The sequence below is a fragment of the Mycobacteroides chelonae CCUG 47445 genome (genome assembly GCF_001632805.1).
Taxonomy (GTDB): domain Bacteria; phylum Actinomycetota; class Actinomycetes; order Mycobacteriales; family Mycobacteriaceae; genus Mycobacterium; species Mycobacterium chelonae.
Genome location: NZ_CP007220.1, coordinates 2,114,560 through 2,133,281 on the forward strand (window position 1 = coordinate 2,114,560; position 18,722 = coordinate 2,133,281).

The window sequence follows — 18,722 nt, forward strand, 5'->3', positions numbered from 1 at the left end:
CAGCACAGCCCGAGACTCATCTCATGGCCGGTGGGCAGGACTGGGACGAGATCGTCAGTGCCGCTGCCCAAGCCAGCGACGAGAGAATCGTCGTCAACATGGGCCCGCAGCATCCATCGACCCACGGCGTGCTTCGCTTGATCCTGGAGATCGAGGGGGAGACGGTTACCGACGTACGTTGCGGAATCGGCTATCTGCACACCGGTATCGAAAAGAATCTGGAATACCGGACCTGGACGCAGGGTGTCACCTTCGTGACCCGGATGGACTACCTGTCACCTTTCTTCAACGAGACCGCCTATTGCCTGGGGGTTGAGAAGCTGCTTGACATCACCGACGAAATCCCGGAGCGGGCCACCGTGATTCGGGTGTTGATGATGGAGCTCAACCGCATCTCCTCCCATCTGGTCGCACTGGCCACGGGCGGTATGGAACTCGGGGCGATGACCGCGATGTTCCTCGGTTTCCGGGAACGCGAGATGATCTTGAAGGTTTTCGAAGCAGTCACCGGCCTGCGCATGAATCACGCCTACGTCAGGCCGGGCGGGTTGGCACAAGATCTGCCCGATGGCGCCGAACAAGAGGTGCGCGATCTGCTCAAGATTCTGCCGGGCAGGTTGCGCGATATGGAAAACCTGTTGAACGAGAACTACATCTGGAAGGCGCGGACCCAGGGTGTCGGATACCTGGATCTGACCGGGTGTATGGCCTTGGGTATCACCGGTCCGGTGCTGCGTGCCACCGGGCTCGCTCACGATCTGCGGCGCGCACAGCCGTACTGCGGTTATGAGAACTATGACTTCGAGGTCATCACCCATGAGGACTGCGACTCTTACGGGCGATATCTGATTCGGGTCAAGGAGATGCACGAGTCCATCAAGATCGCCCAGCAGTGTCTTGACCGGTTGCGGCCGGGACCGGTCATGGTGGATGACAAGAAGATTGCGTGGCCCGCGGACCTGGCCTCGGGCCCGGATGGACTGGGTAACTCACCCAAGCACATCGCCAAGATCATGGGGACTTCGATGGAAGGACTTATTCATCACTTCAAGCTGGTGACCGAGGGGATCCGCGTGCCCGCCGGGCAGGTGTACGTCGCCGTCGAGTCGCCGCGCGGCGAGCTCGGGGTCCATATGGTCAGTGATGGTGGAACCCGGCCCTATCGTGTGCATTTCCGCGATCCGTCCTTTACCAATCTGCAGTCGGTGTCGGCGATGTGTGAGGGCGGAATGGTGGCCGACCTGATAGCCGCGGTGGCGAGCATCGACCCGGTGATGGGCGGGGTGGACCGGTGAGTGAAGTGTTCGTCGAACTCGGGAGCCGTCCGCCGGAGGACGAGGGCTGCTTCGCCGGGCGCAAAAGCTATCCGCCGGAGGTGGTTTCCCGGCTTGCCATCGACGCCAAGGAGGTTCTCGACCGGTACCCGAGTCGTAGGTCGGCGTTGCTGCCGCTGCTGCATCTCGTGCAGTCCGAGGACGGGTATGTGACCATGGCGGGAATTGAATTCTGCGCCGGGCAAGTGGAATTGACGGCCGCCGAGGTCACCGCGGTGGCGAGCTTCTACTCGATGTACCGGCGCGAACCGACCGGGGATTATCTCGTCGGGGTGTGCACCAACACGTTGTGTGCGGTGCTCGGTGGTGACGCGATCTTGACGCGATTGGTCGACGAGCTTGGCGTGGCACCAGGAGGCACCACCGAGGACGGCAAGGTGACGCTCGAGCATGTCGAGTGCAACGCCGCCTGCGACTACGCGCCGGTGTTGATGATCAACTGGGAGTTCTTCGATAACCAGACCCCGGACGGGGCTGTAGATCTGGTGAACGGGCTCCGAGGGGGCCGAATCCCCGAGCCCCCGCGCGGTGCTCCGCCATGCACGTTCAGACAGACCGCCCGGATCTTGGCCGGGTTCGCCGACGACCGGCCGGACGCGGTGGCCGCCGCCCGGGCCGGGAACCCGACGCTGGCCGGGCTGCGACTGGCCCGGGATGTACAGCGGAACGTGCAGAAGGAGGTGTGATGACTTCCTCTATTCTCTCCCCGGTCCTGTCCGAGTACTGGGATGAGGCCGACTCGTGGACTCTCGACGGGTATCTGCGTCATGACGGATATCAGGGCCTGCGCGCCGCGCTGAGCATGGAACCGGACGCGGTCATCGGTGTGGTCAAGGAAGCCGGGCTGCGTGGACGAGGAGGTGCCGGATTCCCGACAGGCACCAAATGGTCCTTCATTCCCCAGGGTGATGGCAAGCCGCACTATCTGGTGGTCAACGCCGACGAATCCGAACCCGGTACCTGTAAAGACATTCCGCTGATGCTGGCGACGCCACACACCCTCATCGAGGGAATCGTCATCGCCGCCTACGCGATCCGCGCCGCGCATGCCTTCATCTATGTGCGTGGTGAGGTGATCTCGGTGATCAGGCGACTGCAGACCGCGGTGGCCCAGGCCTATGAGGCCGGATATCTCGGTCGCAACATTCTTGACAGCGGTTTCGATCTCGAACTGGTGGTGCACGCCGGTGCGGGTGCCTACATCTGCGGGGAAGAAACCGCGCTCCTGGACTCGCTGGAGGGTCGTCGCGGCCAGCCACGGCTGCGTCCCCCGTTTCCCGCGGTTGCCGGTCTGTATGCCAGCCCGACGGTCGTCAACAACGTCGAGTCGATCGCGAGCGTGCCGGTCATCCTGCGGCGCGGCGCCGAGTGGTTCCGGACCATGGGTTCGGAGAAATCCCCTGGATTCACGTTGTATTCGTTGTCCGGGCATGTGCGCACTCCCGGACAGTACGAGGCCCCGCTCGGCGTGACGCTGCGAGAGCTCCTGGAGCTGGCCGGGGGAGTGCGGGACGGTCACGGGCTCAAGTTCTGGACTCCCGGTGGTTCGTCGACACCACTGTTCACCGCCGAGCATCTGGACGTCCCACTCGACTATGAAGGGGTGAGCGCCGCCGGATCGATGTTGGGCACCAAGGCATTACAGATATTCGACGACACCACGTGTGTGGTGCGCGCAGTGCTGAGGTGGACCGAGTTTTATGCGCACGAGTCCTGTGGCAAGTGCACGCCCTGTCGCGAGGGCACCTATTGGCTGGTGCGTATTCTGCGGCGACTGGAATCCGGCGACGGTACCGCCGAAGACCTCGACAAGCTTCTGGATATTTCGGACATCGTGCTGGGCAAGTCTTTCTGTGCTCTCGGAGATGGTGCGGCCAGCCCGATCATGTCCTCGCTCAAGTACTTCCGCGGAGAGTATGAGGCACACCTGGAGAATGGGTGTCCCTTCGATTCGGCGGCTAGCACCGTATTCGGGGAGGTAGGTCGATGACGGCCACAGAACCAGCCATCAACACCGACTTCGTTACCGTCAACATCGACGGACACAGCGTCTCGGTGCCTAAGGGCACATTGGTGATTCGCGCCGCCGAACTGATAGGCGTGCAGATTCCCAGGTTCTGCGATCACCCGTTGCTCGATCCGGTGGGTGCCTGTCGCCAGTGCCTGGTCGAGGTGGAGGGGCAGCGTAAGCCGTTGGCCGCCTGTACCACCACCGTTGCCGAGGACATGGTGGTCCATACCCAGGTCACCTCCGCGGCGGCGCAGAAGGCGCAGAGCGGTGTGATGGAGCTGCTGCTGATCAACCATCCGCTCGACTGTCCGGTCTGCGATAAGGGTGGGGAGTGTCCACTGCAGAACCAGGCGATGTCGACCGGTCGCTCTGAGACCCGATTCACCGAGGCCAAACGCACGTTTCCCAAGCCGATTCCGCTATCCACCGAGGTGCTGCTCGACAGGGAACGCTGTGTGCTGTGCGCTCGGTGCACCCGTTTTTCACAGCAGGTGGCCGGCGACCCCTTCATCGAGCTGCTCGAACGTGGTGCGTTACAACAGGTTGGCATCGCGGACGGCGAGCCCTTCGAGTCGTACTTCTCCGGCAACACCGTGCAGATATGTCCGGTTGGCGCTCTCACCGGTGCCGCCTACCGGTTCCGTGCGCGTCCATTCGATCTGGTGTCCACCCCCAGCGTATGCGAGCACTGTGCGAGCGGATGCGCGCAGCGCACCGACCATCGGCGTGGAAAGGTGTTGCGGCGCCTGGCTGGTGACGATCCGGAAGTGAACGAGGAATGGAACTGCGACAAGGGGCGTTGGGCGTTCGCCTATGCCACGGCACGGGACCGCGTCACCAATCCGCTGATACGTGACGAGTCCGGGGACCTGGTGGCGGCATCATGGCCACAGGCATTAGAGTTCGCCGCAAAGGGTTTGGCGGATGCCGGCGCCAACGCGGGGGTCCTGACCGGTGGGCGGCTCACCGTCGAAGACGCCTACGCCTACGTCAAATTCGCTCGCATGGTGCTGGGCACCAACAACATCGACTTCCGGGCCCGCGCACATAGCGCCGAAGAGGCCGCGTTCCTGGGATCGGGCGTCGCCGGGCACGGGCTGACACGCACCTATGCGGCTTTGGAGTCCGCGCCGGTGGTCCTGCTCGCGGGATTCGAGCCTGAAGAGGAATCTCCGATTGTCTTCCTGCGGTTACGCAAGGGGGTACGTAAACGGGGTCTCAAGGTGCTGACCATCGCACCCTTCGTCAGCCGGGGATCCACCAAGCTCTCGGCCGACGTGATTGCCACAGTTCCCGGGGCCGAGCCGGAAACGATGGCGAGCCTGGCCGATTCTGAGTTACTGCGCCGGCCGGGTGCCGTGATCATGGTGGGAGAGCGACTGGCGTCAACGCCCGGAGCACTGTCCGCGGCAGCCCGGCTGGCCGACAGAACGGGTGCGACGCTGGTGTGGGTTCCGCGACGGGCCGGCGAGCGCGGCGCGTTGGAGGCGGGAGCACTGCCGAGGCTGTTACCGGGCGGGCATCCGGTATCCGACAGCGCGGCACGGCGCTACGTCGCGGACAAGTGGGGTGTGATCGCGCTGCCCGACATGCCCGGACTCGATGCCGCGGGCATGCTGGATCCGGGAAATGGACTCGGCGCCTTCCTCATCGGTGGCGTGGAGCTGGCCGATCTGCCCTATCCCGCCGCCGCCATCGGCGCACTCAAGAGCGCGTTCGTCGTCAGTCTGGAGATGCGTCGCAGCGCTGTCACCGAGCTCGCCGATGTGGTTCTTCCGGTTGCGGCCGTCGCCGAGAAATCCGGCAGCTTCGTGAACTGGGAAGGCAGACTGAGGCCCTTCCAGGCGACTCTCGACACCAGTGATGCTCTCGATGACCTCAGGGTGCTCGCCGCGCTGTCCGCGCGGATGGATCGCCCGATCGGGCTGAACGACGAAAACCGGGCACTCGCCGAGCTTGCGGATATCGGGCCCTGGGAGGGGGCGCGGGAAACCCCGGGACCGGTACGCGCGACCGCCAGACCCCAGCCCGTGGCGGGAGAGGCGGTGCTGGCCTCGTGGAGGCTGCTGCTGGATGCCGGTCGGCTGCAAGACGGCGAGGCGTTCCTTGCCGGGACAGCACACACCGCACAGGTGCGGTTATCTGAGGTGACCGCAAGCGAGATCGGTGCCGCAGACGGCGAATCGGTGACGATACGCAGTCTGTCGGAGTCGATCCAGGGTTCGATAACGTTGCCGCTGCGGATAACCGAGATGCCCGACAGGGTGGTGTGGGTACCCATGCGTTCTGTCGGGTCGGAGGTTCATCAGCAGCTCGGTCCGGCACTGGGACAACTGGTGCGAATCGAGGTCGCACCGTGAGGCAGACGGACGGTTCGGCTGTGCTCTCCCAGTTCGGGATTGACCCACTCTGGTTGGTCTTCGTGAAATGCGTGGCGGTATTCGCTTTTCTGGTTCTGACCGTGCTTGTCGCCATTCTTGTGGAGCGCAAGGTGCTTGCCTGGATGCAGCGTCGAATCGGCCCCAATCGGGTGGGTCCCTTCGGCTTGTTGCAGAGCCTGGCCGACGGCGTGAAACTGGCGCTCAAGGAGGGCCTGACCCCAGCCGGGGTCGACAAGCCGATCTATCTCCTCGCGCCGATCATCTCGGTGGTGCCGGCGATCGTCGCATACGCCGTCATTCCGTTCGGCCCCGTCGTCTCGGTCTTCGGGCATCGCACCCCACTTCAGCTGACCGATCTCCCGGTGGCGATTCTGTTCGTGCTGGCGGTTACTTCCGTAGGCGTGTACGGGATTGTTTTGGGGGGCTGGGCATCCGGATCCACCTACCCGCTGCTGGGTGGATTGCGCTCCTCCGCGCAAGTGATCTCCTATGAGATCGCGATGGGTCTGACATTCGCGGCGGTGTTCCTGCTGGCCGGGACGATGTCGACCTCGGGAATCGTTGCTGCGCAAGCCGGCCGGTGGTACGTATTCTTGCTGCTGCCATCATTCCTGGTGTACGTGACCGCTATGGTCGGCGAGACCAACAGGGCGCCGTTCGATCTCCCCGAGGCGGAAGGCGAGCTGGTCGGCGGCTTCCATACCGAGTACTCCTCGCTGCGCTTCGCCATGTTCATGCTCGCCGAATACATCAACATGGCAACGGTTTCCGGTCTGGCGGCAACCATGTTCCTTGGAGGGTGGCATGCCCCCTGGCCGTTGAGCCTGATCGATGGAGCAAACAGCTCCTGGTGGCCGGTGCTGTGGTTCGTCGCCAAGGTCTGGGGCTTCATGTTCCTGTTCATGTGGTTGCGCGCCACGTTGCCGCGGCTGCGCTATGACCAGTTCATGCGGCTGGGCTGGGAGGTCCTGATCCCGGTGGCGCTGGTATGGATCGTCGTTGTCGGAGTGGTGCAGGCGCTGGCCCTCTACGGATACGGAAACCCCTCGATCATTCTCGGGGTCGCCGGTCTCGTGGTTTCGATCGGCAGTATCGCGCTGGTGGGTGTGCTCGCCCGACGCACTGAACCGCCAAAACCGGTGTTGGCTAAGAGCTTCGATCCGATGGCCGGCGGCTTCCCGGTGCCACCGCTGCCCGGGCAGCTCCTCGACGCGGACCCGCTCTCGACCACTAAGGAGGATGCACATGCCTGATGTTGTACGACGTTCTGTCGACGCGATGGCGGGATTCTGGGTGACCTTCTCGTCCATGTTCAAGAAACCGCTCACCGAGCAGTACCCCGAGAAGAAGGAGCCCACCGCGCCGCGCTATCACGGGCGGCATCAACTCAACAGGTATACCGATGGGCTGGAGAAATGCATTGGTTGCGAGCTATGCGCTTGGGCGTGCCCGGCCGATGCCATATTCGTTGAGGGCGCCGACAATTCCGAGCAGGAACGCTTCTCGCCGGGGGAGCGGTATGGCCGGGTGTACCAGATCAACTATCTGCGGTGCATCGGGTGTGGGCTATGCATCGAGGCGTGCCCGACTCGCGCGCTGACCATGACCAACGACTATGAGATGGCCGACGACAACCGCGCCGACCTCATCTACGGCAAGGACAAGCTGCTGGCACCGCTGCAGCCCGGTATGGCGCCACCCCCACACGCGATGTACCCGGGAACCACCGACACGGACTACTACCTCGGTAACCTGCCGCAGGCCGGGAAGGACGCCAGGTGAGCCCGGATTTCATGGCCGGTCAGGTGGCAGCGCTTGCCGCCGAGGGGTTATCCCGCACACCGACGTGGGAGGCGGTGACGTTCTGGGTACTTGGCGTCATCGCGGTGCTGGGTGCACTCGGTGTGATCGCGGCGCCCAAGGCGGTGTACTCGGCGATCTTCCTCGCCATGACGATGGTCATTCTCGCGGTCTTCTTCGTAGCCCAGGGAGCATTGTTTCTCGGCGTCGCCCAGGTGGTGGTGTACACCGGCGCGGTCATGATGTTGTTCCTCTTCGTACTCATGTTCGTGGGCGTGGATTCCTCGGATTCTTTGGTGGAGACCCTGCCGGGGCAGCGGGTGGGTGCGATCGCCGCCGGGTTGGGATTTGGGATCCTGGCTATCGCGGGTATTGGAAACGCTTCCACGACAGTCTTCGTCGGGCTCGATCAGGTCAACAGCCGCGGCAACGTGGAGGGTTTGGCCGAGCGAATCTTCATCGACTACCTCTGGGCCTTCGAACTCACCGGCGCTCTCCTGATCACCGCGACGATTGGGGCGATGGTGCTGGCGCATCGCGAGAAGCTGGGGCAGACCGGCGGCCAGCGTGAGTTGGCAATCCGGCGCTTTCAACATGGAGACCGGGCCACACCGTTGCCCAATCCGGGCGTCTACGCCCGGCATAACGCCGTGGATGTACCTGCACTGCTTCCCGACGGATCCTTCTCCGAATTGTCGGTCAGCGGCGTGCTTACCCCGCGGGACATGGAGGCCCGGTGAATCCCGCCAACTACCTCTACCTGGCCGCACTCATCTTCACCATCGGGGCTGCCGGCGTGATGTTGCGCCGCAACGCGATCGTGGTCTTCATGAGCGTCGAGCTGATGCTCAATGCGGCCAACCTGGCATTCGTCACTTTCGCCCGGATGCACGGGAACCTCGACGGCCAGGTCATCGCGTTCTTCACCATGGTGGTAGCGGCCACGGAAGTGGTTGTGGGGCTGGGGATCATCATGACTATCTTCCGTACCCGCAGGTCGGCCTCGGTCGACGACGCCGATTTGTTGAAACTCTAGGAGGGAAGTCCCCGTGATATGGCTCATGCCGGCGTTGCCGCTGGCGGGTGCGGCCGTACTCCTGCTCGTCGGCCGTCGGGGTGACGCCTGGGGTCATCTGCTGGGTTGCGCGACGGCACTCGCATCGTTTCTTGTCGCGGTCGTTTCGTTCATCGGCATGCTTGGCCGAACGGGTGCCGAGCGAGCCGTGCAGGAGACTCTTTTCACCTGGGTTCCGGTTGGGGCGCTGCACATCGATTTCGGGCTCACCCTCGACCAGCTGTCCGTGTGTTTCGCGCTGCTGATTACCGGAGTGGGTTCACTCATCCATATCTACTCGATCGGGTACATGGAGCATGATCCCGACAGGCGAAGGTTTTTCGGCTACCTGAATCTCTTCCTGGCGGCCATGCTGCTGCTGGTACTCGCCGACAACTTCCTGGGTTTGTATGTCGGGTGGGAAGGTGTCGGTCTGGCGTCCTACCTGTTGATCGGCTTCTGGTACCAGAAGCCATCGGCCGCCGTTGCCGCCAAGAAGGCCTTCATCGTCAACCGCGTCGGTGATATGGGCCTGGCCCTGGCCATGATGCTGATGTTCGCGACGTTCGGCTCGGTCGGCTTTGCCCAGGTACTCGGGTCGGCCGGTGCGGCGGGCGAGAGTCGTAACACCGCAATTGGATTGGCGCTGCTGCTGGCGGCGTGCGGAAAATCGGCTCAGGTGCCGCTGCAGTCCTGGCTTGGCGATGCGATGGAAGGCCCCACCCCGGTGTCCGCGCTCATCCACGCCGCCACCATGGTCACCGCGGGTGTCTACCTGATCACCCGGTCCGGGCCGATCTTCGAACGCGCACCTTACGCACAGGTCGCGGTGGTGATCGTGGGCGCCGTTACCGTGCTCTTCGGAGCGATCATCGGCTGCGCCAAGGACGACATCAAGAAGGCCCTGGCCGCGAGCACCATGTCGCAGATCGGCTACATGGTGTTGGCGGCCGGGCTCGGCCCCGCCGGGTACGCCGTGGCGATCATGCACCTGCTCACACACGGCTTCTTCAAGGCCGGGCTGTTCCTCGGTGCGGGCTCGGTCATGCACGGTATGAACGAGGAAACCGACATGCGCCGCTATGGCGGGCTGCGCGCCGCCATGCCGATCACCTTTGTCACCTTCGGGCTGGGATACCTTGCCATCATTGGAGTTCCACCGTTTGCCGGGTTCTACTCGAAGGACAAGATCATCGAGGTCGCCTTCGGACACGGCGGTGCCGGGGGATTCCTGCTCGGATCGGCAGCACTACTGGGCGCCGGGATTACGGCGTTCTACATGACTCGAGTCATGCTGCTGACCTTCTTCGGCGCCCGCCGTTGGAAACCGGACGCGCATCCACACGAATCACCGTCGGTGATGACGTGGCCGATGATGGTGCTCGCGATCGGGTCGGTGAGTGCGGGATTCTTGCTCAGCTTCGGAGGCGCATTACAGAACTGGTTAGAACCGGTCGTGGGTGCGCACCACGGTGAGTTACCCGTTCCAGCCTGGGTCATCAGCCTCGTCACCGTCGCGGTGGTGCTCTGCGGCGTTGGTGTGGCCTATCGGATGTACCGCGCCGACGTACCCGAGTCGGCTCCCCGGGGTTCGGCGCTCACCGTCGCCGCTCGCCGGGATCTGTATGGCGATGCCGTCAACGAGGCGGTGTTCATGCGCCCCGGGCAGCGTCTCGCCCGGGGGCTGGTCTTCACGGACGACCGCTGGGTCGATGGCCTTGTCAACGCGGTGTCCTCAACCCTGGGCGCGGTGTCGGACTGGGTGCGTCGTCTACAGACCGGCCATGTCCGCTCGTACGCGTTGTCCATGTGTGCCGGAGCGGCTGTGGTGGTCGCCGTGTTGATGGCAGTGAGGTGGTGAGCGCCGTGGGTGCCGTGACAGCTCTGTGGTTCATTCCCCTGTTAGGCGCCGCCACGGTGCTGATCATGCCGGGTCGCCAGCGGACGCTGGCCAAGTATGTGGCATTGAGTGCCTCGTTACTGGTACTGGTCGTCGCGATCGGGCTAGCCATTGCGTTCGACCCGGCAGGGCCCCAATATCAGTTCGTCGAATCGATATCCTGGATACCCGCATTCGGGATGAAGTACGCAGTGGGGCTCGACGGGATCGCGCTCGCGCTGGTCCTGCTGACCGCGGGCCTGCTGCCCGTGCTGTTGCTGGCCGGATGGAATGACGGCGCAGAGGCGCCCGGATACGGAAATCGGCCTCTGGCACAACGCTATATCGCCCTGATCCTGATTGTGGAATCGATGGTGCTGCTGTCCTTCTCCGCCCTGGACGTGCTGCTTTTCTACATCTTCTTCGAGGCCATGCTGATCCCGATGTACTTCCTGATCGGGGGATTCGGGAGCACGCATTCTGACGCCAAGCAGCGCTCGCGCGCGGCAGTGAAGTTCTTGATGTACAACCTGTTTGGCGGCCTGATCATGCTGGCGGCCGTCATCGGTCTCTACGTGGTCACCGCCAGAAGCCAGACCGGCACGTTCGATCTGCGCGATATCACCGAGATGGTCGCCACCGGCGCGCTCGGGATCGATCCGGGTGTCGCGAAGGCGCTCTTCCTCGGGTTCATGTTCGCGTTTGCCGTCAAGGCCCCGCTCTGGCCATTTCACACGTGGCTGCCCGATGCTGCCGTGCACGCCACCCCGGCCAGTGCGGTGCTCATGATGGCGATCGTGGACAAGGTGGGTACCTTCGCAATGCTGCGGTACTGCATTCAGCTGTTCCCCGAGGCCAGCAGATACTTCACCCCGGTGATCATCACGCTGGCGGTCATCGGCATCGTTTACGGCGCCGTCGTGGCGATCGGTCAGACCGATGTGATGCGACTGATCGCCTACACCTCGATATCGCATTTCGGGTTCATCATCCTGGGCATCTTCGCGATGACCAGCCAGGGGCAATCAGGTTCGACGTTATACATGGTCAACCACGGCATCTCCACCGCGGCGCTGATGTTGGTGGCGGGATTTCTGGTGTCTCGCAAAGGCTCTCGACTCATCGCGGCCTATGGGGGAGTGCAGAAGGTGGCACCCGTTCTTGCCGGCTCCTTCTTAGTGGCCGGGCTGGCCACCCTGTCGCTGCCCGGATTGGCACCGTTCATCAGCGAGTTTCTCGTGCTGATAGGAACATTCACGCGATACCCGGCGGCCGCGGCGTGTGCGGTGATCGCGTTGGTGTTGGCCGCCATCTATGTGTTGTGGATGTATCAGCGGATGATGACGGGGCCGTTGGCGCCGGGAAATGAGAGCATCGGTGATCTGAAGCGCCGTGAACTCACCGTGGTGGCGCCGTTGATCGCAATGCTTCTCGTGCTGGGCATCTACCCCAAGCCACTGTTGGATATCGTGAATCCGGCGGTGGAACAGACGCTGCGCACCGTCAACGAGAAGGATCCGCCGCCTGCGGTGGCCGATGTTGCCCTCCGGCACGGCGAAGGTGAGCGACGATGACCGATATCGGGATTCTTCTCACGCCGCCGATCGCCTACGGTGCGCTGTCTCCCATGCTGATCATGTTTGGGGTCGCGGTGGTATCCGTGCTCGTCGAGGCGTTCGTTCCGCGACGGCAACGGCTCACGACTCAGCTGGCGCTGGCCGCCGGGGGTATCTTCGCCTCCTTTGCGGCCGTGGTGGCGCTGGGTGGTACGCGTGAAGTCGTCATGAACGGCGCCGTGGCGATAGACGGCCCCACGCTCTATCTGCAGGGGCTCGTCCTGGTGGCCTCCGGCCTGGCACTGACGGTGATGGCGCAGCGCAGAACAGCTGTGGCCCTTCCCAGCACGGTCGCCGTCGGCGGCGGGCTGGACGCCTTCGCCGCGCAGGCGTCCAGCGTTCCGGGCAGCGAGCCGGAGGGGGTCCTGAATCGTACCGGTATTACGCAAACGGAGATCTTCCCGCTGACACTGTTCGCGATCGCGGGCATGATGCTGTTCCCCGCCTGCAACGACCTGTTGACGATGTTCGTTGCCCTGGAGGTGTTTTCACTCCCGTTGTACGTGATGTGCGCGCTGGCCCGACGACGCCGGCTGCTGTCCCAGGAATCGGCACTCAAGTATTTTCTACTCGGTGCCTTCTCGTCGGCGTTCTTTCTGTTCGGGTCGGCCTTCGTGTACGGATACGCCGGGACAGTCGAACTCGACGCTGTCGCGCGGGCTGTCAGCGCCGATGCCGGCGAGCGGTCATTCCTGCTGCTCGGTGTGGCCATGCTTTCGGTGGGTCTGCTGTTCAAGGTGGGGGCGGTGCCCTTCCATTTCTGGGTCCCCGACGTCTACCAAGGGGCGCCGACCCCGGTCACCGCATTCATGGCGGCCACCACCAAAATCGCGGCTTTCGGCGCGTTGCTTCGGGTTCTGTATGTCGCGCTGCCGGGGATCACGGCCGACTGGCGTCCGGTGCTGTGGGCGGTGGCGATCGCCACCATGCTGATCGGATCGATCGGTGCCGTCACGCAGACCGACGTCAAACGCATGTTGGCCTATTCCGCGGTGGCGCACACCGGATTTCTGCTGACCGGGGTCACGGCCGCCAATGAACGTGGTGTGTCGTCGACGTTGTTTTATTTGGCGGCATACGGTTTCAGCACCGTGGGGGCATTCGCCATTGCCGGGCTGGTCCGGTCCGGCGACGGCGACAGCGGACCGGATGAGGACGAAGAGATCACCGATCTGAGTCGGTGGGCAGGAATCGGCCGCCGATCACCCGTGCTCGGCATCGTCTTCGCCTTGTTCTTGCTGGCATTCGCGGGCATTCCGCTGACCAGTGGATTCGTCAGTAAGTTCGCGGTGTTCGAGGCCGCCGCATCCGGTGGCGCCGTGCCGCTGGTGGTGGTGGGTGTGGTGTGCAGTGCCATCGCCGCCTACTTCTACGTGCGGGTGATCGTGCTGATGTTCTTCGCCGATCCGGTCGAGCACTCCGGGGTGCTTCGGATCCCCGGTCCGGCGGTGGCGATATCGATCGGAGTGAGTGCACTCGTCACGGTTCTGCTCGGGATAGTGCCGCAGCCACTGCTTGATCTGGTCGGAAATCTCGCTCACTTCGTTCCGTGAAGCCGATCACGGGCCACCGGTGTTTCGACACGCCGTCTTCGGTGCCGACACGCCTCTGATCCGTGCAAATGCGGCGTGTCGACACCCACCGTGGTCTGGTTGTCACCACCTGTGGCGTGTCCATTTACCGACGAGTAACCTACGGGACCGTAGGGTAAAGGTATCGTGGGCGCGGAAGGAGGCCGATGGCAATCACGGACATCTCGGCATTCGCGCATCTCACCAGCGAGGACGTCGAGAACTTGGCCGTTGAGCTCGATGGGCTCCGGCGCGAGATCGAGGAGTCGCGCGGTACGCGCGACGCCCGCTATATCCGGCGCACCATCGCCGCGCAACGCGCGCTCGAGTTGACCGGCCGTGCGCTGCTGGCGGCGAGCAAGAAGCGCTCCGCATGGTGGGCCGGCACGCTGACGTTGGCCGTTGCCAAGATCATCGAGAACATGGAGATCGGCCACAACGTCATGCACGGGCAGTGGGACTGGATGAACGATCCCGAGATCCACTCCTCGACGTGGGAATGGGATATGGCAGGTGCTTCCAAGCACTGGCGATTCACGCATAACGTCGAGCACCACAAGTACACGAACATCCTGGATCTGGACGACGATGTGGGCTACGGGATCCTCAGGGTCACGCGCGACGAGTCGTGGAAGGTGCGCAACCTCCTGAACCTGCCGCTCAACTTCATCCTCGCTGCTGGTTTTGAGTGGGGAATCGCCCTGCAGCACCTGGAATTCCGGAAGATCTGGACAAAGGAAACTCGCGAGGCGACCAAGCAGCGGGTACGCGAACTGGTTGTCTCAGCAGGCGCGCAGGTCTTCAAGGATTACGTCGCGTTCCCGGCGATCACGGCGCTCTCGCCAGGGGCGACTTACCGCTCGACGCTGACCTCCACCGCGACGGCCAACCTGATCCGCAATTTCTGGTCCAATGCCGTCATCTTCTGCGGGCATTTTCCGGACGGTGCGGAGAAGTTCTCCGTGACCGACATGGAGAACGAGACGCGGGGTCAGTGGTATCTGCGCCAGCTGCTGGGCAGCGCGAACTTCGATGCGGGTCCAACGATGCGACTGATGAGCGGCAACCTGTGTCATCAGATCGAACATCATCTCTACCCGGATCTGCCGAGCAACCGGCTGCATGAGATCTCGCTACGGGTACGGGAGATCTGCGATCGCTATGACCTGCCGTACACCACCGGATCGATGCTGTTCCAGTATGCGAAGACCTGGCGCACCATTGCCAAACTCTCGTTGCCGGATCGGTTCCTACATGCGACCGCGGACAATGCACCGGAGACTCGTAGTGAGCGCATGTTCGTTGTCTTAGAACCGCCCGTGGCCGAGGCGAACTCAGTTCCGCGTCGCGGGCTCAAGACCGCCATCGCCATGGTGCGTGAGCGGCGCCGCACCAAGGTGTCCGTCTAGTTTTCTGGGTGGCCGATCACGCCACCGGCGATGCGAACCCACCCTGGTGATGTTGATGATTCCGCCGCGGATGTGGGCGGAACGCGCTATGCAGTGATGTGTGACTACGTACGCAGAGGCCCCGGCGGCAACCGAAGTGGGCCGAGGGAATGCCCTGACCTCGGGTTCTGTCGAGAAGCCGGCACGCACACTGACCGGCTTCCTGGCGATGACGCGGGACGTGCTCGTTGCCGCGCTGACTCGGCCGCCCGCCGGGCGCGAGTTCCTCCGGCAGGTGGGCGCGATAGCCAGAATCTCGGTGCTGCCGATGTGCATGGTGGCGATACCGCTGGCGGTGGTGATCGTGCTTGTTCTGGAGGCTTTGGTGTTCGGCCCGACGGGATTCCCCGCGCACGCAGTCCTGGTGGCTGCGGCCGCCGGCGCGACAGTGGTGTTCGCCGAAGCTGATTCCGCACGGATCCAAGAGCAGATCGGCGCGATGCGCAGCAGCGGTATCGACATCACACACGGGTACGTCGTCCCGCGCGTGCTCGCCACCGCTGTCGCGGCGGTGCCGTTGGCCTTCATAGCCGCTGGAGCAGCGGGCGTCTACTTCTTCTCGGCGTTCGGCAAGCACACTCCGTTGAGTCTTTTCATCGAGAATTTGACGCAGTTGTTGAGTCCAGTGAATGTGCTGATCGTGATCATCGAGGCTGCGGCCCTTGGGCTTATCGCGGGCCTCATCGCCTGCTACCGAGGTGTCACCGCCGCGTAGCGGTTCACCTGGCGGTTAGGAGCGTAACCAGACGGAACACCGGTGCGACCAGGCTGGCGGCACGCAGCCCGATCCTTTGAAGCCCCTGGCTGCGCATGAGGGAGCCTAACCCCGCGAGCTGTGCGGCACCGTAAAGCATGTCCCAGTCGGTGTCGATGTGGGTGATCTTGAAGTCTTCGGTCAGTGTATAGCGGTCGATACCAATGAAATTCAGGCAACGGCCGGTTCCCTTGAGTGTGGCTCCGGTGTTGGGCTCGATGGTCTCACCTATCATGCGGCCGATACCTCGCCACGGAATGGTCACCCGCCACTGGTCGTCGAAGTAGTCCCAGTAGGGCAGTGACCGGTTGGTTCCGTCCTGTGGGTAGAACGCAAAGTCGGGGAAGACGTCGAAGGCGGCCTGGCAGTTGTCGATCGTGAACTGACGTCCGAGTCTGTTCTCCTGGAAGGTCGTGCTGTCGATGTAGCTACACTCGTCGGCGATGCAGTAATCGATCTTCTTGATGTCCTGCTCGGCCCAGGCATCAAACCATGTGTAGGCGAACTCTGTTCGGCCCTGGGCAGGAAGTCCGCGCTCGATGTCGTTCTTTTCTTGCTGCCGCACCTTCTTCCAGAACTCCGGCATGAGCGCCTGATACTGCGCGTGTTCCGGTGAGGGGCCCAACTTTTCCAACCTGCTCATCTTTTTCCTTTCGTTGTGGGAACTGTGTGATGGCTCAGCGGGTGAGGAGCCGCGTCGGGAGGCCGCCGGCCAGGCCGGTGGAGACTCGCACTCGGTGCCGGGGTGTCCAGCCATCGCGGATCTGGAATGCGTAGCGCTGCAAGATGGTTCCGAGGACCAGGGTTCCCTCGATGTAGGCCATCCTGGTGCCCATGCACTTGCGTGGTCCGATACTGAACGGCAGGAACGCATTCCGATTGATCTTGTCGGTCAGGAATCGTTCGGGATTGAACGTCTCCGGGTCCTTCCAGAACCGCGGATCGCGCTGCAGTGCGTATTGCGTGATCACGACTTGTGAACCTTGCGGAATGAGATAGCCACCGATCTCGTCGTCCTGGACGGCCGTTCGGATGTTGGCGGGTGCGGCCTGGAAGCGCTGTGCCTCATCGAAACATGCCCTCAGATACTTCAAGTTCTCTAGGTCGTCGTACTCCAACGTCTTTCCGCCGAGTGCGTCAATCTCCTTATATGCCTTACCGAGAGCGATCGGGTTGCGGCACAGCAGTGCGATGGTCCAGGCCAGCGCGGCGGCGGTGGTTTCAAATCCTGCGAACACCAATCCGGCGGCTTCGGAGCGCCGTCGCCGGTCCTGTGTCTGTGGGCAGCCCTCGAATTCCAGCCCGACCAATGCATCCACGAGATCGGGCGAGTCGGAAACCGGGCACCCTTTCCGTTCGTCGACGAAGCGGTCGAGGATGCCGAACAGCTCAGCCTTGGACTGTTCGCCACTGCGACGCAGAGGATTTGGCATCCAGCCGGGCAGATAATGCATGGCGACCCGGCTGATGACGTAGCGGCCGTACCGACGTGCGCCGTCGACCGCATGATCAATCTCGTCGGGGCCGAGCTGAACGTTGAACATCGAGCGCATCAGTCCGTCCATCACGACCGCGCCGAGTTCATGTTCGAGATCCACGGGTTGCCCGCTGGCCGCATGGCGTGACCAGGCGTCGACTCGATCGGTGATCCCTTCCATCATGAGCGGGGTCGCAGCAGCCAGTGCGCGTTCGCCGAAGTAGGGATTGAAGGCGGTGCGGACTCGTTTCCATTCCTGGCCCTCGAGCAAGGGGAGGGCGGCCGGTTCCCCGGAGACCAATTCGATGGTGGCCTCGTGCTTGGCGTATCGGTCGTGGTGGCGGGTGAACACATGGTCGATGTACTCGGGATGGTTGATCAGGGTGACTGTGAGCGCGGGGCTCGGGCCCGTGAAGAGGCGGACGATGTCGCCGTATCGATTCGCGATCTTGGGCAGTAGCAGGTAGGGCAGCCGAAACGGGTCACCCAGACAGCTCAGTCCCAGCAGTGCGGCCCGATGCAAGGGCAGGCGCGGGGCAAGTCGGGATCCCGGGGTCTGCGGTGATTCCTGTGCGGGGGAGATCGTGCCGGTGACGCGCATGGCTGCCTCTTCTCTGCGGAATGGTGATTCTGGTGGCGAAGTGTATGGCCGATCCGATCGTCATGCAATACTGAATCAAAAGTAATTCATTGATTCAAACACCAGCTAGATGTACTGAACGGAGGGGCTGTGCGTCGCAGCGAGGTTTCGCAGGTCCCCGCCGTTACTATCGGGTCCGTGGTAGAGATCGACTCGTTGCTGCGGCAGCTGGTCACCGGAACCCTGTCCGACACGAATGTGGCGACCTCGCATTTGTTGGATGCCGCGCGCGAGGAATTCGTTGCCCACGGGATCGCTCGCACCGCTGTCGGGGATATCGCACGCCGCGCTGGTGTGTCCCGCCCGACCTTGTACCGCAAGTGTGGAGACAAGGAAGACATCGTTGCCGCCGTGCTGGTTCGGGAGACGACCGAATTCTTCATGAGGGCACAGGCTGCGCTCGCGCCCCTATCGAACGCCGAGGACAGAATGGTCGAGGCATTTGTCATGGGTATGCGCGAGGCGCGTGATCATCCATTGGTGATGGCGCTCAAGGAATTCGACGCCGAATCGTTCTCGCGGAATGTCTTTGATGTCAATGCGTCCGGGTACCAGGGTCTGCTTGCGGTGATCGCGGAACTACTGGCCGATGAGGACTATCCCATTCCTGCGGTGAAGCGCGCGCTCGACCTGGCGCTGCGGCTGACGTCGACGTTTCTGGTGAACCCTTCCGCACTGGTGCCGACCGACACCGACGAAAACACGCGCGAGTTCGCGTGCCGATATCTGCTACCCCTCATGCGTGCCGCCCGTTAGG

General features: G+C 63.1%; 16 protein-coding genes. 14 read left to right on the plus strand and 2 right to left on the minus strand.

What is annotated here, in order from left to right; all coding sequences use genetic code 11:
- Positions 1 to 23: 23 nt before the first annotated feature.
- From nuoD to BB28_RS10535, 13 genes are all read left to right on the plus strand, one after another.
- Positions 24 to 1,295, plus strand: coding sequence for an NADH dehydrogenase (quinone) subunit D (gene nuoD, locus BB28_RS10475; protein ID WP_225422042.1), 1,272 nt, complete (start codon positions 24 to 26; stop codon positions 1,293 to 1,295).
- Positions 1,292 to 2,020, plus strand: coding sequence for an NADH-quinone oxidoreductase subunit NuoE (nuoE, locus tag BB28_RS10480; RefSeq protein WP_046253471.1), 729 nt, complete (start codon positions 1,292 to 1,294; stop codon positions 2,018 to 2,020). Before nuoD ends, nuoE begins: the two co-directional genes overlap by 4 nt.
- Positions 2,020 to 3,324 (plus strand): NADH-quinone oxidoreductase subunit NuoF, encoded by a 1,305-nt coding sequence (nuoF, locus tag BB28_RS10485; protein WP_046255728.1) that lies wholly within the window; start codon positions 2,020 to 2,022, stop codon positions 3,322 to 3,324. The genes nuoE and nuoF overlap by 1 nt, the downstream gene beginning before the upstream one ends.
- Complete coding sequence (locus tag BB28_RS10490; RefSeq protein WP_046253472.1) at positions 3,321 to 5,705, plus strand: NADH-quinone oxidoreductase subunit G; 2,385 nt, start codon at positions 3,321 to 3,323, stop codon at positions 5,703 to 5,705. Before nuoF ends, BB28_RS10490 begins: the two co-directional genes overlap by 4 nt.
- Positions 5,702 to 6,979 carry an NADH-quinone oxidoreductase subunit NuoH gene (gene nuoH / locus BB28_RS10495; protein ID WP_225422021.1) on the plus strand — a complete coding sequence of 426 codons (1,278 nt, stop codon included), beginning with the start codon at positions 5,702 to 5,704 and terminating at the stop codon, positions 6,977 to 6,979. The genes BB28_RS10490 and nuoH overlap by 4 nt, the downstream gene beginning before the upstream one ends.
- On the plus strand, positions 6,972 to 7,508 hold the full coding sequence (gene nuoI, locus BB28_RS10500) for an NADH-quinone oxidoreductase subunit NuoI (protein ID WP_052740205.1): 537 nt from the start codon (positions 6,972 to 6,974) through the stop codon (positions 7,506 to 7,508). Before nuoH ends, nuoI begins: the two co-directional genes overlap by 8 nt.
- Positions 7,509 to 7,519: 11 nt before the next feature.
- Complete coding sequence (locus tag BB28_RS10505) at positions 7,520 to 8,266, plus strand: NADH-quinone oxidoreductase subunit J (RefSeq protein ID WP_046255730.1); 747 nt, start codon at positions 7,520 to 7,522, stop codon at positions 8,264 to 8,266.
- Positions 8,263 to 8,562, plus strand: a complete 300-nt coding sequence (nuoK, locus tag BB28_RS10510) for an NADH-quinone oxidoreductase subunit NuoK (protein ID WP_030095583.1) — start codon at positions 8,263 to 8,265, stop codon at positions 8,560 to 8,562. The genes BB28_RS10505 and nuoK overlap by 4 nt, the downstream gene beginning before the upstream one ends.
- 13 nt (positions 8,563 to 8,575) lie before the next feature.
- Positions 8,576 to 10,441 carry an NADH-quinone oxidoreductase subunit L gene (gene nuoL, locus BB28_RS10515; protein ID WP_046253474.1) on the plus strand — a complete coding sequence of 622 codons (1,866 nt, stop codon included), beginning with the start codon at positions 8,576 to 8,578 and terminating at the stop codon, positions 10,439 to 10,441.
- Positions 10,435 to 12,033, plus strand: a complete 1,599-nt coding sequence (locus BB28_RS10520; RefSeq protein WP_075874184.1) for an NADH-quinone oxidoreductase subunit M — start codon at positions 10,435 to 10,437, stop codon at positions 12,031 to 12,033. Before nuoL ends, BB28_RS10520 begins: the two co-directional genes overlap by 7 nt.
- Positions 12,030 to 13,628 (plus strand): NADH-quinone oxidoreductase subunit NuoN, encoded by a 1,599-nt coding sequence (nuoN, locus tag BB28_RS10525; protein WP_046253475.1) that lies wholly within the window; start codon positions 12,030 to 12,032, stop codon positions 13,626 to 13,628. Before BB28_RS10520 ends, nuoN begins: the two co-directional genes overlap by 4 nt.
- A 185-nt stretch (positions 13,629 to 13,813) precedes the next feature.
- A complete protein-coding gene (locus BB28_RS10530; RefSeq protein WP_046253476.1) occupies positions 13,814 to 15,055 on the plus strand; it encodes a fatty acid desaturase family protein in 1,242 nt (413 codons plus the stop codon).
- 100 nt (positions 15,056 to 15,155) lie between these two features.
- Positions 15,156 to 15,809 (plus strand): ABC transporter permease, encoded by a 654-nt coding sequence (locus BB28_RS10535; RefSeq protein ID WP_046253477.1) that lies wholly within the window; start codon positions 15,156 to 15,158, stop codon positions 15,807 to 15,809.
- 4 nt (positions 15,810 to 15,813) lie between these two features.
- Here the strand turns inward: BB28_RS10535 and BB28_RS10540 are convergent, their stop codons facing one another.
- On the minus strand, positions 15,814 to 16,491 hold the full coding sequence (locus BB28_RS10540) for a nuclear transport factor 2 family protein (protein ID WP_046253478.1): 678 nt from the start codon (positions 16,489 to 16,491) through the stop codon (positions 15,814 to 15,816).
- A gap of 34 nt (positions 16,492 to 16,525) precedes the next feature.
- Positions 16,526 to 17,926 (minus strand): cytochrome P450, encoded by a 1,401-nt coding sequence (locus BB28_RS10545; protein ID WP_046253479.1) that lies wholly within the window; start codon positions 17,924 to 17,926, stop codon positions 16,526 to 16,528.
- A gap of 129 nt (positions 17,927 to 18,055) precedes the next feature.
- On the opposite strand from BB28_RS10545, the gene BB28_RS10550 reads away from it, so the two are divergent.
- Complete coding sequence (locus tag BB28_RS10550) at positions 18,056 to 18,721, plus strand: TetR/AcrR family transcriptional regulator (protein WP_046253480.1); 666 nt, start codon at positions 18,056 to 18,058, stop codon at positions 18,719 to 18,721.
- Position 18,722 lies beyond the last annotated feature (1 nt).

What these genes read in the sequence shown, in the direction of transcription:
- nuoF (WP_046255728.1), top strand. Translation starts at nt 2,020, where the DNA reads ATGACTTCCTCTATTCTCTCCCCGGTCCTGTCCGAGTACTGGGATGAG.
- nuoD (WP_225422042.1), top strand. Translation starts at nt 24, where the DNA reads ATGGCCGGTGGGCAGGACTGGGACGAGATCGTCAGTGCCGCTGCCCAA.
- BB28_RS10530 (WP_046253476.1), top strand. Translation starts at nt 13,814, where the DNA reads ATGGCAATCACGGACATCTCGGCATTCGCGCATCTCACCAGCGAGGAC.
- nuoN (WP_046253475.1), top strand. Translation starts at nt 12,030, where the DNA reads ATGACCGATATCGGGATTCTTCTCACGCCGCCGATCGCCTACGGTGCG.
- nuoI (WP_052740205.1), top strand. Translation starts at nt 6,972, where the DNA reads ATGCCTGATGTTGTACGACGTTCTGTCGACGCGATGGCGGGATTCTGG.
- BB28_RS10505 (WP_046255730.1), top strand. Translation starts at nt 7,520, where the DNA reads ATGGCCGGTCAGGTGGCAGCGCTTGCCGCCGAGGGGTTATCCCGCACA.
- BB28_RS10490 (WP_046253472.1), top strand. Translation starts at nt 3,321, where the DNA reads ATGACGGCCACAGAACCAGCCATCAACACCGACTTCGTTACCGTCAAC.
- BB28_RS10540 (WP_046253478.1), bottom strand. Translation starts at nt 16,491, where the DNA reads ATGAGCAGGTTGGAAAAGTTGGGCCCCTCACCGGAACACGCGCAGTAT.
- BB28_RS10545 (WP_046253479.1), bottom strand. Translation starts at nt 17,926, where the DNA reads ATGCGCGTCACCGGCACGATCTCCCCCGCACAGGAATCACCGCAGACC.